Raw genomic sequence first — 15,282 nt, 5'->3', positions numbered from 1 at the left:
TTATAATGATGTGGTGTTAGAGATGGTTTTGTTAAGGTCTACTTTAGGCGTGATCGATTCTAAATAGGTTGAACTTTTTGCATTTTTATTTTCAACAAAAGGACGTACTTGGAATAACCATATTTTGTCATCTTTAAAGCCAAGTTCTACATCGTATGGCCCGTGGATTCCTTTTTTCTCCATTTTTTTAGCGAGTTCCTTACTAAACGCATTTACTGTTTTTATGTTTTTTGAACTGACTATTGGCGTTTCAAAAGTAGTAACGTTTCGTTTAGTTCCTCCTGTACTTGGTAACGATAAATAGTACGGCTCGCGAGATGGTGAAATTAAATGATGGTTGCCATTGTTTTTTATGGTCCAGGTTTCTGCTGCTTGACCATCTACTGCACCACCAACACCGCGGCTAAAGGCAACAGTAATTTCATCGGTTTTACCGGTAGAAACTCCCTTAGTAATCATAACTCCAGAATAATCGTTATTTACCCCTGGAATAACCACGATAGATGGGTATACATTTTCTGGATTTGTTAGGTATTTCTGGCGCCATTTAAAACTACGTTCTGTATAAGGTGAAGCCCAAACGGTTTTGATACCTTCTATAATTTTGTTGCGTTCTAAGACATTGAATAAGGTTAAATTTAAACCAGCACCAGTAAAACTTTTTAAATCTTCCATATTGGTGTCACTTCTTAAAAACACAGAAGTACCGCCCAATTTCGTGCCTAATACCGATTCGAAATTGCCTTCCAAATCAGAAATAAAGCCATCTAAAAGTGGCATGTCTATAATTAATTTACGCAGTTTACCTAACTCTGTTAGTTGGAAGGTTTCAATATCTTTTGCAGATTTTCCGTCCTTTTTCATTTGTCTAGCATCATTAAAAATACTGTTTAAATATTCCCAATACGTGGTGGTTTCGTTAGGAATAGTTTGCTTCATATGATTTAAAAAGATACCAAACGGAATAACAAATCCTTCTACAACATGGTCTGGGAAATTTTCTTTTAACTCTCCTAGATTGGCTGCTTTTGGTCCGCAATAAATACCAGACGATTTCGCGTTAACTTCTCTTAAATTTAGAATCGTAGTACGGTCTAATCTAATTTTTTCAACAGGAACAGTTATCATATCATGTGTTTGTTCTGCTTTAGAAAATAGATTTTGCTCGTCTGCTGTCATGTCGCTTTCCTTTTCATAATTACCGTTCCTTTGTTAGATACGGCATAGAAAACAACTTGACCAGAATGTTTTTTGAATTCTTGAACATTATCCGAAGATATTGCGGCATTAGGAATTCCTAAATTTCGTGCTAATAATTGTACGTGAGACACTAAATTTCCTTCCGATACAGTTAAAATTCCAGCAATAGGTTTTAAATCGGATGGTGGTCTTTCAAAAATATAAATGTTATTTGGGTTCACTTCCATATTTTCGCCAGAACCTTCTACAACGATTAATTTTCCTTTAGCATATCCTGGGTTTAAACCGTGTATATGACTCTGGTTGTCTAAATTTAAAACACGATTGTTTAGAGATGATTCTGAAGTGATAAAGGTTCCTAGTTTTCCGATGCTATTCCCTAACGGAAGTGCTACCGAACCACGAATTCTGTCGTCTAAAAAGTTATGAACTAAAGGTTCAAACCCTTCGTAAAGGGTAACGACATCTCCAAAAATAGCACTGTTTTTGCCCGTTCCCCATTCTAATTGTTTGCGGGCTGCTTCTAAAATATTATTTAATGTTTCTAAAGTTAATTTAGGATCGTCTGATACAGATAAAGCCCCTTTAACTTCTTGCCATTCCCAGATTTCTGTATATCCAGAGGCCGCAGAAGCATTGCTTAAGTAACATATTTTACTTATTAAATCTTTTAGTGTGGCTTCAGGGTATTCGTTAATTTGTTTTGTAATTAATAATTCTAATTTTAAAGATAAATCGAATAAAGCCAAACGTCCTGCAGCCGATTTTTCGTCTAGAATATGTTCGCGGATATACCACATGGTTTCTGCAGAACCTTCAATTTTAGTAGCAACGTTTATGTTTTTATAACCGTCTATAAAATCGGTTAATTTCGATTTTATATCGGAGTTTGTAAGTTCAGGTAAATAAGCCGATAAACTTTCTATTTGTACAGGCTCAAAATACGTGTTCATGGTTTTTATTAAGGCGTCTAACTCCTTGTTTAATTCTGGAGTTAATTTGCTAGCGTGGTCTTTTTTAAACTGTTCAACTTTAGCGATATCTGCACGTTCTGGTTGTCCGTGAATTTTAATTCTAATATTCATAAACGGATCGTACTCTTCGGCTAAAACTTTAGACTGACTACGCATCAGTTGGGCAACGTTATCATCTTCAGAATGCGGAATGTCTTTAACGGCCTGGCGAATTAAATAGAAGTGTTTCGTAATATATTCTTCATTTTGTAATAACCACTTAAAAAATGATTTTCCCCAAGCTTCTTCATCTTCTACCTGAAAAGCGCCACGGTAAAACTGTGCCCGTCTATTAATCCAACCATCGTCTACAGATTTTAAATATTTTTCAACAATATATTGCTTTAAACGCGAATGGTAGTTGGCTTTATCCCAAAACGCTTCAGGATCTGTAGAGGCTAAAATCTGACCTAAATAGACATGGCTTTTTTCGCCTAATGCAACCACTTCGTCTTTATAACGAGCATGCTGTACACCTCCGTTTTCACAAGGTTCTTTAGGCATGTTTAATGTGCCATCGTCGCAAAACCATCGAATATCCCGATAAGGACCACGAACATCCTTTTTATATTTTGAAATTAAGTTTTTAATGTATGCGTTATCTACCGAGGGTTTTTCCTGTGCAAAAACAGCACATGTTAATAAAAAACAGATAGTTGCTACTAGAGATTTTTTCATTTTAGAGTAAAATTGGTTTGCAACGAAAATATATAATATCTGCTAAAATCATAGAAGAAATTACATAAAAATTGAAATTCGGAACTTCCATTTTTAGACCAATTAAAAAACCTGCATTAACTATCTGTGGTATTAGATAAAATTAATACAGGTTTCGGAGTAAAATTAAATAAAGAAGTATGCTTGTTTAGAACTTAATTTTCGTCTTGAATGTTTACGGTTAGGCTTGCTATGTTATCTTGTTTTAAGCTTAGTATATGATAGGTGATATTTGGCGAAATAGTAGCGGCATTTAAAAGAAATGTAACATTTAAAATTAGCTTTTGGGTCTCACAGTCTTCAATTAAATCGTAAACGATAGCATCTATTCCTGAGTTTAATTGATGTTTACCAATAATTAAATCGTATTTGTCAAAATCAATTTCCGGATAACAACTTCCGGTTACTCTGCTTTCAAATTCTTCTGTGGTAGAGATAATAGTAAAAGTATCCGTCAAATCTATGTCCATCTGGTAAGGAGTATCTACACAGCCATAGGTGTCTTCTAAACTTGTAGTTGCCAGGTTTTGGTCTTCACAATTTTTATCGTTGTCATCATCATCGTTACACGCCATAAAAGCAAAAGCGAGTAGAGTGATTAGTAGTATTCGTTTCATGGTTTTTGGTTATTCTTTATTTATAGATGAAAGAAAAACGAAATGGTTGCGTCCCCAACTATCAATTATTTTTAACAAAAGGTAATCCTCGCTAAAATCCTGAAAATAATAGTGTTTTAATAACTTTTTATATTTTTGAACAAAACTTATACTTCTATATTCATTTTATTCATGAGACAAATATTACTATTAGGGATCTTAATATTTAGTTTCCAAAAAATATCGGCCCAAGTAAATGAAAAGAAAATAGGAAGTTGGTACGTGTATGCCTTTAATGCCGACTTAAACAATAGTCTTTGGGGATTTCAGGGCGATGTGCAGCATAGAAATTGGAATGTTTCTAGCGATTTAGAACAACTTTTGTTGCGAGGAGGTGTGCATTATACCCCAAAAAATACCCGTTTTAAACTGACACTAGGTTATGCTTATATACTTTCTAGTGCTTATGATTCTCGGAGTTACAGCAATCACGAAAATAGAATATATCAAGAGGTTCGATTTCCACATATCGTGGGAAAACGGTTTCATTTTAGTCATCGTCTAAGGTTTGAACAACGTTTCGTGCAACGACAAAATTTTAGAACACGCATTCGTTACGCGTTTGGAATTGATATCTCTTTAAACAGTACCTTAATAATCAAGAAAACTTGGTTTGTATCTCTTTATGATGAGGTGTTTATTAATGGTCAGAAAGCCATTAGCGATACAGTGCAAGTGGACTATTTTGATAGAAATAGGGCTTATGTAGGGCTGGGGTATGTGATTTCTGACCACCTAAAAGGGGTGCTCGGATTTATGCATCAAAATACCGAGCGATATGCTAAAAATCAATTGCAGGTTAGCTTGTTACATTCGTTTTAATAATTATTCTATTACTTTTTCAACCCGTTCTACAGTATCTTGAAGAGACAGTGTTAAGCGTACGATACTATCTGATTTCGCCAATAAATCATGTGGTACGTTAGCCTCTAAAGTAAGGATATCTCCCTTTTTTAAGGCATAGGTTGTTCCTTCAACTCCAAAATCTATGTCTCCCTCAAAAATCTCTACCACAATGGCATTTGGTGCTTTGTGTTCTTTCATGAGTTGGCCTTTTTTTAGAAGAATGCGAATTTCTTTACTAAATGCAGTTTGCAATAAGACACTAACAGCCGGTTTTTCGTCGTTATACTCTAAGTCTTTGTAAAAATTGTTTGTAATCATCTTGCTAATATTAATGGTTTAATTAAACTTTTTTAATCTTAACTAAGGTATTAAAAATCAGTTGTAAGCCTTTGTCAATTAACAAAAACATAAGAAAGATAAATATTTGAAAATCGGTTTTAAACACATTTTATCCAAAAAAAATAATAGCACCATTTAAGTAAATTAAATATGATATTTTTGAAACTCCTAGACGAATTACTTTGGAAGAAAAAAAAGAGCTAAAAAATAAACCAACTAAAAAACTTAAGGTATTAAAAATCTTAAGAAATATAGTCATTGTCCTTTTTGTTCTGTTCCTACTTTTAGTGTTGGTAATTAGAAGTCCGTGGGGGCAAAATTTAATAGTAAATTATGCAACTTCATTTGTGTCTAATAAAACCCACACAACAGTAGATATTGAAAAACTTTTTGTAACCTTTGGGGGAGATATTAAGTTAAACGGACTTTACCTTGAAGACACTAAAGGCGATACGTTAATCTACTCCAAATCGGTTAAAGCAGATATTCCGCTTTGGCCTTTAATTACGGGGTCTGGTTTCGATTTAGATAATCTTGATTGGGAAGGTTTACGAGCCAATATTATTCGGAAGGACTCAATTGCGGGCTATAATTTTCAATTTTTAATCGACGCTTTTGCCTCGGCAGACACTCTACAAACCGAAACAGTTCCTGAACCCGATGCCAAACCTTTTAAAATAAACATTGGCGATATTCATTTAAAAGACATCGATTTGGTGTTTAACGATGCTGTATTAGGGATAGAAAGTTATTATAAAGTTGGCGAGCTTGAATTGGATATGAAAACTTTCGATTTGGATGCCATGAATTTTAGAGCTTCCGATGCTAAAATTATAGATTCCGATATCAGTTTTATTCAAACTCCTGTGCCACCGTCAAAAGATACAACGGCTACAACTTTACCCTATATATCTGTAGACGATTTTATAATTGAAAACACAAAAGCACATTATGCGTCCTCAGAACTAGGCATAAATTTAAGAACTAACATTTCCAGTTTTTATGCTGAAGATGGTGAATTCGATGTTTTAAATTCAAGTTTTTCTATAGAAGAGATTGGGTTAAAAGATTCCGAAATTGTATATCAATCAACAACCCAAGCTAAAGAAGAACAAGTTTCTAGTTCATCATCATCATCATCAATAGAGTGGCCAGAAATTCAGCTAAAAGTCGATCAAATCGATTTCGAAAATAATGCTGTTCAATACACGGTAAATAATGCCAAACCACTTAAAAATAAATTTAATGGAGATGCTATAGTTTTAGACGACTTTACCTTGCAGGCCAATGATTTTTATTTAAAAGATAAAACCGCAGGATTGCATTTAGAAACTTTACATTTTAACGAAGGCTCGGGGTTAAACATAAGTAAAGGTGAGTTTACGGCTGAAGCTACGGACCAGTTTTTAAAATTATCGGGAATAGATATTGCTTTAAATAAGAACCATGTAAAAGGAGACACGCGTTTAGATTATTCAACTATTTCAGCTTTGGCGAAATCGCCAGAAACATCGAAATTAGAACTTTCTTTTCCTGTGCTACAATTAGATATTAACGATGTGTTTCGTTTTCAACCAGACTTAAAAGCTAATCCGTATGTCGATAGTTTAAGTCAGAGATTAATAACGGGGCATCTCCATGCAACAGGTTATTTATCTGAGATAGCTGTAAAAAACACGGCTTTAAATTGGGGGAAAACCACAAGTATTTCGGCTTCAGGTTTAATCAAAAATGCAACCGATGTTGATAACCTTACACTAGATATCAATCCAATTAAGGCGCAATCGATAAAAGCAGATGTGCTCCATTTTGTAAACGAAAAAGATTTGGGAGTTAATCTTCCTGAAGAGATTGCCTTGTCGGGTACATTAAAAGGCACATTAAATAATATTAGTACTCAAGCCGAGTTAACAACTTCTCAGGGTGTTGCCGAATTAACGGGGAGTTATAATGGTGAAAACGGGCTGGATTTTACATCTGATATTGAGATTAAGGACTTTAAACTGAACGAATTTTTACAGAACGAAAGTTTAGGACCTATAAGCATTTCCTTAAAAGCCAATGGTTCGGGAAAAACCATGAACGATTTAGATGCCAATTTAGATGCCGTAATTTCAAGTTTTAAATTGAAAAATTACGAGATTGTAGATTTACCTATTACCGGCGAACTTGTAAATGGTAAAGGTCATGTATCTTCGACTTACAAAGACAAAAACATAAATGTAGACTTGCAATCGGATATTGTTCTAGATAGTATAGCACCAGAAATTATTGCCGATTTAGATGTTATTGGGGTCGATTTACAAGCCCTTGGTGTGGTGCAAAAAGATATTCGTGCTGGTCTAAAATTACACGCCGATTTTAAGGGGAATGCAGATGCTTTTGATGTAACAAGTACTGTAGATAATGGGACTATAGTTTTTAATAAAAATACGTATTTACTGGGAGATATTAATGCGGATGCACACGTAACTAAAGATACCACGGCATTAAATATTACTAATAAATTATTGAGTTTAAAGTTAGAATCTAACGCTAATCCACAAACCTTTAGTGCCGCATTAAAAAACCATGTATTAAGTTATTTTTATTTAGATTCTACCCAAGTGATTCCTACCAAACCTGTGCAGTTAAAATTAACAGGTAAATTGAGTGAGGCTCCAGTTTTAAACGATGTGTTTCTGCCTAATTTAAAAAATATAGATACTGTAGATATTGCAGTAAATTTTAATGAATCAGATAAAATTTTAAATGCAAATATCGTAGCACCACTAATTAATTATAGTGGAAATGAAATAGATAGTTTGGCTTTTTCGTTAGACACCGATCCCGATAAATTCGTATTTAATTTAGGGTTTAAAGAAATCTCAGCAGGACCAATACTTATTAAAAAAACCAATATTTCTGGTAATCAGTTAGACAACGAAATGGACCTAACCATGGTTGCTTACGATGGCGATGAGGTTTTAATGCAAATGAAATCTAAAATATCTGGAGAAGAAAGCGGTGTACGCTTTCATATTCTGCCAGAAGAGTTCATTGTAAATCGAGAAAACTGGCAAGTTCCAGACGACAATGCATTTACTTATAGTAAACATATTTTAGGGTTTAAGAATTTCAACTTCAGTAAAAATGAACAGCATATAGCCATTGCTAATTCCCGCGATGATCAAGCAAAGAAGGATAATATTACTCTAGATTTTGAGAATTTTAAACTGAACGAATTCCTAGCCTATTTAAACCCCGATAAAGAATTAGCTAGAGGTGATTTAAGTGGGGATTTTACTGTGCAAAACCCATTTGAAAATATTGGGTATTTAGCAGATTTAAACATCACTAATTTTAACATATTAGATACTAATTTTGGAACACTAACCCTTAATGGAAATTCTGAAAGCAGTAGTAAATACACCTTTAATTTAGCCACTAAAGAGGGTGATGTCGATTTAGATATGAATGGTGATTATTTTGCATCGCAAACCAACCCAAGAATAGAAGCCGAACTCACTATAAACGAGTTTAAAATGACAGCTTTACAAGGGCTTTCGCTTGGTGAAGTTTCAGATGCTTCAGGGGCGTTTACCGGGCACTTTATTATTAAAGGATCGCCTTCAGATCCGCAATATAATGGGGAGTTGGTGTTCCACGACTCTAAATTTAAGGCTACAAAACTAAATAGCGGTTTTACGTTGTCTGATGAAACACTTGCCATCGATAACTCAGGAATTCGACTTAATAATTTTACCATAAGAGATGAAGACCAAAGTACTTTTGTGCTAAATGGTTTAGTGGGGACAGAAGATTTTGCAAATCCAACTTTCGATTTAACTATAAATGCAGACGATTTTCAGGTGCTAAACGCTACGAAAGAGGAAAACGACATCATTTATGGTTTCCTATCTTTTAATGCACAAGGGACTATAAAAGGCGATTTAAATATTCCGGTTATAGATATTAATGCCGATGTAAATCCAAAGACAGATGTAACTTATGTGATGCCTTCGGCAGCTGTAAATATAGAAGAGCGAGATGGCGTGGTTATTTTTGTAAATCGCGATAATCCAGATGCTATTTTAACCAGAAATCAAGAAGAAGCTTCAGAAGTTACAGGCTTCGATGTTAAAGCTAATTTTTCAATTTCTAACGAGGCTAAAGTAACTTTAATATTAGACGAAAATAGTGGGGATAATTTTGAAACTTCTGGAGAAGGTGATTTTGTTTTCAGAATGGATCCTAACGGAAGAATGAACCTTTCTGGGGTGTACACGGTATCTAGCGGGCATTATGAGATGAGTCTTTACGAACTGGTAACAAGACGATTTGAGTTAGTTTCTGGAAGTCGTGTATCCTGGTCTGGTAACCCATTTGATGCCGATTTAGATGTAAAAGCTCTGTATAATGTTAAAGCTTCCTCTCTGCCTTTAATGGCTTCACAAATTTCGGGATCAGACCCGGCTGTAAAAAGTAAATACAAACAAACCTTACCTTTTGAAGTGTATTTAAATATAGACGGCGAATTAATGCATCCAAAAATATCCTTTAATTTAGATATGCCTGAAGATGACCAAGGAGCTATTGGGGGGCAAGTTTATGGGCGAGTTCAGCAAGTGAATGAAGAAGAAGGAGAGCTTAACCGTCAGGTGTTTTCACTTCTGGTTATGGGACGTTTTTATCCAGAAGCAGGAAGCGATGGTAGTAGCGGTGGATTTGTTTCTATGGCGAGAGATAACTTAAACGATGCCATTTCCGATCAGCTAAATATGTTTTCAGATAAATTATTAGGAAGCACAGGTTTAGAGTTAGATTTTGGTTTAAATAGTTTTACAGATTACCAAGGCGACTCGCCAGAACAACGTACACAATTAAATGTGGCTGCTCAGAAAAAATTATTTCACGATCGTGTTATTGTTCGTGTTGGTAGCGAGGTTGATATCGAGGGCAGCGGATCTTCTAGTCAAGACACACCTTTTATTGGCGATGTTAGTTTAGAATATTTAATTACACCTACCGGAAAATATAGATTGCAAGCCTTTCAGAAAAACCAGTTCGAATCGGTTATCGATGGGCAAACCGTAGTGAGTGGATTGGCTTTAATATTTACTCAAGAATTTAATAAATTCAAAGAGTTATGGAGAGCCATGTTCCATTCCGATGAAGAAAAAGCTGAAAATAAACGCCTTTTACAAAAGGAAAAAGAAGAGGAAAAGGCGCAGAAGAAACTATTAAAGAAAAAGAAAAGGAATCTCGTAAATAAATACATTGAAGAACATTTTTAACATATCGCATCAGTCTAAATGGTACAATTTAAGTTTTGTATGTCTCCTCATTGTACTGTTTCAAGCCTGTAGTATTACCAAACACATTCCCGAAGATGAGTTGTTATATACAGGTGCTAATATAGAGATGGAAACCGATACCATAATTGAAGGTGAATCGCAGTTAAAATCTGAATTAGAAGCCACCGTAAGACCTGAAGAGAATACTAAAATCTTGGGTATTTATCCTGGCTTGTACTTTTACTATAAAATGCAAAAGGAACATCCCGGATTTATAAACCGCTGGATCTATAAAAAAATAGGCGAGGAACCTGTGTATCAATCGTCGGTAAAACCATTTAATGTAGAAGAAATTCTTGTTAACCGTTTAGAAAATCACGGTTTCTTTTACAGTAGTGCGTCTTCCGAAATTGTAAAAGATGAAGAAAATAAAGAGGCCTCTGTAAATTATACCGTTAACGTAAAAAAGCCATATAAATTAGCCACCTATCAAGTAGATTCTTTACCAGAGCCCATTTTTAGAGAAATTAAAGAAAGTGTAGGAAATACCAGTTTTAAGCCAGGTATTCGGTTCGATTTAGACTTTTTAAAAACCGAACGTTTACGCATTGATACCGATTTAAAAAAATCTGGATATTATAATTTTAACTCCGATTTCTTGATTTTTGAAGCCGATACAACGCGTTACGATAATAGGAAATTCGATTTGTATTTAAGGCTGAAAAGTGCCGTGCCAGAAAAATCTATTGTGCCTTACAAAGTGGCAAAAATTAACGTGTATACCAATTACGATCTTAAGAACGATAGTATTAAGCAGAAAGAAACACGATTTAATAACAAGAGTTATTTTCAAGACGAAGAGTTTTTTAAAACCAAACATTTAGATCCGTTTATTACGTTGCAAGAAGACTTTTTTTACGACCCTATAGAGTCTAGAAATACCGCACGTCGTCTGTCTACTATTGGTACCTATAAGTATGTTAACATTCAGTATGAAGAACAGGATAGTATTATGCCAGATCGTGTTGCGTTGTTAACAGCTAATATTTTCCTGTCGCCATTAAACAAACGGGCAATAAAAGCCGAAGTTCAAGCAGTAACTAAATCTAACGACTTTTCGGGGCCGGCTTTTCAAATTACCTATAGCAATCGAAATATTTTTAACGGTGGAGAAACCTTTAGGTTAAGTTCTAATTTAGGATACGAGTTTCAATCGGGAGGCGGAAAAGATAACAGAAATAGTAATACCACTGTAGGTATTAAATCGGAATTAATATTTCCTAGGGTTATTTTTCCAATAAAAATTAGCGACGATTTCTTTAAATATTCCATTCCTAAAACAAAAACAAGCCTAGGGGTAGACTATTTAAACCGAACAGATTTATATTCTATAGTTTCGGGAACAGCTCAATTTGGATACTTGTGGAACGAAAACAGATTTACAACACACGAGCTATCTCCGATTTCTATTAACTATAACAATCTTTTAAAAACCACGCCGGAGTTTGACGAAATTCTTGCAGATAATCCTTTTCTAGCCCGTAGTTTTGAACAGAAATTTATAGCCGGATTAAACTATTCTTTTATTTATAATGATATGGTTGATGTTAAGAAAAAGCATCAGTTTTATACCAATGTTACTTTAGATATAGCTGGAAATTTTGTGAGTTTATTTGGATCTAAAAACGATGCAGGAAATAGAACTTTTCTTGGTTTAGAATATGCGCAGTATGCTAAAGCCGATATTGATTTACGATATCATTTCAACTTCAAAAAAGAACAAAAAATTGCCACTAGAATATTTGCGGGGTATGGATTGGCTTACGGAAACTCAGAGCTTATGCCGTATATTAAACAATACGCTTCTGGAGGACCAAATAGTGTGCGTGCTTTTAGAATCCGATCGTTAGGACCGGGAAGTTACGATGGTGGAAATAACGAGGAAAATAATACGTATATAGACCAAACAGGGAATATTAGGTTAGAAGCTAATATAGAATATCGATTCCCTATTTATTCCTTTTTTAAAGGTGCCGTTTTCGCAGATGCTGGTAACGTGTGGAACTCCCTAGAGAACGATGCAACTCCAGGAGGAAAATTCACGTCAGATTTTATGAGTGAATTAGGTGTTGGCGTTGGGGCAGGACTTCGTGTAGATGTACAAGGGTTTGTCATCCGATTTGATTTTGCAGCACCGCTTCAAGATCCTTCTTTAGAAAAAGGCGAGCGTTTCGATTTCCAATATAAAGAAACTACCTTCAACTTTGCTATAGGCTATCCGTTTTAATATTTTAGGCGTTATATTTTATTTAAAACCTATCTGCCTTTTCGTGTAACTTATTGCTAAATTTACAATCTAGTTTTTCAAGTATGACAAATAAATTTGAATTGAGACATGTAAACGTGACTCGGTATATTATGCCATTGCGTGAGGGCGGATCGTTGCCAGCATTGGCAGAAGCCGACGACGATTTTAAATATGTTTTAAAATTTAAGGGTGCGGGACACGGTACAAAAGCTTTAATTGCAGAGCTTATTGGCGGACAAATAGCGAAAGCTTTAGGTTTAAAATTACCAGAATTGGTGTTTGCTCATTTAAATGAAGCGTTTGGGCGTACCGAAGCCGATGAGGAAATTCAGGATTTATTACAAGGCAGTCAAGGGTTAAATCTTGCTTTACATTTTTTATCGGGTGCCATCACTTTCGATCCAACTGTAACTAAAATCGATGAAACCTTAGCTTCTAAAATTGTATGGTTAGATGCTTTTATTACTAATGTAGATCGTACGTTTAGAAATACCAATATGCTTATTTGGCACAACGAATTGTGGTTAATAGATCACGGTGCATGTTTATATTTTCATCATTCTTGGAAAAATTGGGAAGAGGCTGCTAAAAGTCCGTTTAAACTTATTAAAGATCATGTTTTGTTGCCTCAGGCCACTCAAGTAAGACAAGTGGATACAGAATATAAAGCCTTATTGTCTACAGCGCTATTAAAAGATATTGTAGCGACCATACCAGATGCCTGGTTAGCATGGGAAGGTACAGAGGCGAGCCCGGACGATATTCGAGAAGTCTATTTTAATTTCCTTAACACCCGCTTAGCTCATTCTGAAAATTTTGTAAATGAAATTGAACATGCAAGATCTTAAATTATACGAATATGCTATCATTCGTGTTGTACCAAAAGTAGAACGCGAAGAGTTTATTAACATAGGAATTATTCTGTTTAGTAAGCATGAAAAATTTATTTCTGTGTTGTATGCGATACCTTCAGAAAAAATCAAACTTTTTTGCGAAGATTTCGATTTAGATCAGTTGCAAAAAAACATGAAGGCTTTTCAAAAAATTGCAACAGGTAGCGCCGATGGTGGTCCGATTGCTTTAATGGATATTCCATCGCGGTTTCGTTGGTTAACGGCCGTAAGAAGTTCTTCTATACAAACATCTAGACCACATCCAGGTATGTGTGCCGATTTAAATAAAACAGCACAGCGCCTTTTCGAAGATTTAGTATTATAAGGTAATGGATGAATCAAATACATCGCTGGCTCAAATTATAAAAGTGATTTATAACCCTTTAAATTTAAAAATCTCTAAGTTCGAACTTGAGCAAGAAAGTAAAGCTTATAAGGCTTGTTTGTTTGAATTAAGCGGACGGCATATCTTATGTCGAGAGGCTAAAATTACCCCAAAGAAAAAGGGACAGTTTGTTACGTTTTGGAAACGAAATATTGAAGGAGTAACCACTCCTTTTAGTATGGATGATAGCTTCGATTTTTATGTGGTTAATGTTAGAGACCAAGAACAGTATGGGCAATTTGTATTTCCAAAATCTGTTTTGCTTAAACACCGTGTCCTTTCTTCAGAAAATAATCCAGGGAAACGTGCATTTCGTGTGTATCCAGATTGGGTAGAGCCAGATAATAAGCAAGCAAAACGTGCGCAAGAATGGCAAATTGACTATTTTTATAGAATCAATTCTCAAACCAATTTAAATAAAGTTTCAGCTTTATACCAATTGGCTTAGGCTAGGCAGTTAAAGATCGTGAAGTTTGCCTGACGTACTGAAATAGTAATGTTGATTTTACAGAGGAAGTAGGTGCATTTTAAGTCATTTTGGATTGATTTTGTATATCGAAACAAGCGCAGTTTCTTATTTTAACCATTTCAATTGATAAGATAAAGACATAACAAACTAAATTAATATGGATTATAAAACATTAGGACATTCCGGATTAAAAGTATCTACATTATGTTTGGGAACCATGACTTTTGGGAATGAAGCCGATGCACAAATGTCTGAAGCTATCTATAATGAAGCACGAGATAAAGGTGTTAATTTTTTCGATTGTGCCGATATTTATGCAGATGGAGCGTCTGAACGCATTTTAGGGAAATTAATAAAACCGCATAGAAACGAGGTTGTTATTACAACAAAGGCATATTTTCCAACTAGCGATAATATTAACGATAGCGGATTAGGAAGACGACATTTAATCAACGCATTAGATGCTAGCTTAAAACGTTTAGATACCGATTATATAGATGTGTATTATGCTCATGCTTTTGATCCTGAAACGCCATTAGAAGAAACGCTTTATACTTTAGATAATTTTGTAAAACAAGGTAAAATTAGATATATCGGTTTAAGTAATTTTGCGGCTTGGCAGGTTATGAAAGCGATTGCTGTTACACAACACAATCATTTTGCACCAATAAGCGTCATTCAACCCATGTACAACTTAGTGAAACGACAATGTGAGTCTGAATTATTGCCTATGGCGATTAGCGAAGGTTTGGGAGTTACACCTTATAGTCCTTTGGGAGGCGGATTATTAACCGGAAAATATAAAACCGGTAAAAAAGAAGGGCGATTTGCTGAAAGCAGCATGTACCAAAAACGTTACGATGATGAAATTACAGATAGAACGGTAGATGCTTACGTCTCTTTTGCACAAAAACATAATTTTAACCCTGTAAGTCTTGCTATTGCTTGGGTGAAATCGCATGATGCGATTACCTCGCCTTTAATAGGTGCTCGTAATTTAGAGCAACTTAAACCGGCCTTGGCGGCATTAGATATAAACATGACATCAGAATTAAGAGCTGAAATAACAGCCTTGTCTCCAGAGCAAGTTTTGGCTACAGGGCATAAACAGAATGAAAGAAGTTAAATGTTTTATTCCGAACCTTTAGCCTTTAGCTTAAGATTCGGGATAAAATTTGTA

General features: G+C 34.9%; 11 protein-coding genes. 7 read left to right on the top strand and 4 right to left on the bottom strand.

From position 1 onward, the window contains the following. The 3 genes from A9D35_RS19195 to A9D35_RS08930 form a co-directional block, all read right to left on the bottom strand. The gene (locus tag A9D35_RS19195) at positions 1-1,179 is read right to left on the bottom strand and encodes a PEP/pyruvate-binding domain-containing protein (protein ID WP_235817878.1); all 1,179 of its coding nucleotides are present in this window, start codon (positions 1,177-1,179) and stop codon (positions 1-3) included. Further along, complete coding sequence (locus A9D35_RS19190) at positions 1,176-2,891, bottom strand: hypothetical protein (RefSeq protein WP_235817877.1); 1,716 nt, start codon at positions 2,889-2,891, stop codon at positions 1,176-1,178. The genes A9D35_RS19195 and A9D35_RS19190 overlap by 4 nt, the downstream gene beginning before the upstream one ends. A gap of 194 nt (positions 2,892-3,085) precedes the next feature. Beyond that, a complete protein-coding gene (locus A9D35_RS08930; RefSeq protein WP_141675498.1) occupies positions 3,086-3,547 on the bottom strand; it encodes a hypothetical protein in 462 nt (153 codons plus the stop codon). A gap of 171 nt (positions 3,548-3,718) precedes the next feature. Between A9D35_RS08930 and A9D35_RS08925 the strand changes: the two genes are divergently transcribed. Next, entirely contained in the window at positions 3,719-4,408 is a 690-nt protein-coding gene (locus A9D35_RS08925; RefSeq protein WP_066221818.1) for a DUF2490 domain-containing protein, read from the top strand. A 3-nt stretch (positions 4,409-4,411) separates the two neighbouring features. Here A9D35_RS08925 and A9D35_RS08920 read toward each other — a convergent pair whose 3' ends face one another. Then, positions 4,412-4,750, bottom strand: a complete 339-nt coding sequence (locus A9D35_RS08920) for a cupin domain-containing protein (protein WP_066221815.1) — start codon at positions 4,748-4,750, stop codon at positions 4,412-4,414. A gap of 203 nt (positions 4,751-4,953) precedes the next feature. On the opposite strand from A9D35_RS08920, the gene A9D35_RS08915 reads away from it, so the two are divergent. From A9D35_RS08915 to A9D35_RS08890, 6 genes are all read left to right on the top strand, one after another. Next, a complete protein-coding gene (locus A9D35_RS08915; protein ID WP_066221812.1) occupies positions 4,954-10,047 on the top strand; it encodes a translocation/assembly module TamB domain-containing protein in 5,094 nt (1,697 codons plus the stop codon). Continuing rightward, positions 10,031-12,334 (top strand): translocation and assembly module lipoprotein TamL, encoded by a 2,304-nt coding sequence (gene tamL, locus A9D35_RS08910; protein ID WP_369692161.1) that lies wholly within the window; start codon positions 10,031-10,033, stop codon positions 12,332-12,334. Before A9D35_RS08915 ends, tamL begins: the two co-directional genes overlap by 17 nt. A gap of 83 nt (positions 12,335-12,417) precedes the next feature. Beyond that, positions 12,418-13,203 (top strand): HipA family kinase, encoded by a 786-nt coding sequence (locus A9D35_RS08905; RefSeq protein WP_066221810.1) that lies wholly within the window; start codon positions 12,418-12,420, stop codon positions 13,201-13,203. Further along, on the top strand, positions 13,190-13,573 hold the full coding sequence (locus tag A9D35_RS08900; protein WP_066221804.1) for a DUF3037 domain-containing protein: 384 nt from the start codon (positions 13,190-13,192) through the stop codon (positions 13,571-13,573). Before A9D35_RS08905 ends, A9D35_RS08900 begins: the two co-directional genes overlap by 14 nt. A 4-nt stretch (positions 13,574-13,577) precedes the next feature. Next, entirely contained in the window at positions 13,578-14,081 is a 504-nt protein-coding gene (locus tag A9D35_RS08895) for a MepB family protein (protein WP_066221801.1), read from the top strand. Between the two features lie 178 nt (positions 14,082-14,259). Further along, entirely contained in the window at positions 14,260-15,228 is a 969-nt protein-coding gene (locus A9D35_RS08890) for an aldo/keto reductase (protein WP_066221798.1), read from the top strand. The last annotated feature ends 54 nt before the right edge of the window (positions 15,229-15,282 follow it).

It is taken from the genome of Formosa haliotis (genome assembly GCF_001685485.1).
Classification (GTDB): domain Bacteria; phylum Bacteroidota; class Bacteroidia; order Flavobacteriales; family Flavobacteriaceae; genus Formosa; species Formosa haliotis.
This window is presented reverse-complemented; position numbering and strand designations above follow the sequence as displayed.

Excerpts from the sequence above, each read along its gene's own strand:
- A9D35_RS08900 (WP_066221804.1), top strand. The coding sequence starts at position 13,190 with ATGCAAGATCTTAAATTATACGAATATGCTATCATTCGTGTTGTACCA.
- A9D35_RS08920 (WP_066221815.1), bottom strand. The coding sequence starts at position 4,750 with ATGATTACAAACAATTTTTACAAAGACTTAGAGTATAACGACGAAAAA.
- A9D35_RS08890 (WP_066221798.1), top strand. The coding sequence starts at position 14,260 with ATGGATTATAAAACATTAGGACATTCCGGATTAAAAGTATCTACATTA.
- A9D35_RS08895 (WP_066221801.1), top strand. The coding sequence starts at position 13,578 with ATGGATGAATCAAATACATCGCTGGCTCAAATTATAAAAGTGATTTAT.
- A9D35_RS08925 (WP_066221818.1), top strand. The coding sequence starts at position 3,719 with ATGAGACAAATATTACTATTAGGGATCTTAATATTTAGTTTCCAAAAA.
- A9D35_RS19190 (WP_235817877.1), bottom strand. The coding sequence starts at position 2,891 with ATGAAAAAATCTCTAGTAGCAACTATCTGTTTTTTATTAACATGTGCT.
- A9D35_RS08905 (WP_066221810.1), top strand. The coding sequence starts at position 12,418 with ATGACAAATAAATTTGAATTGAGACATGTAAACGTGACTCGGTATATT.
- A9D35_RS19195 (WP_235817878.1), bottom strand. The coding sequence starts at position 1,179 with ATGACAGCAGACGAGCAAAATCTATTTTCTAAAGCAGAACAAACACAT.
- A9D35_RS08930 (WP_141675498.1), bottom strand. The coding sequence starts at position 3,547 with ATGAAACGAATACTACTAATCACTCTACTCGCTTTTGCTTTTATGGCG.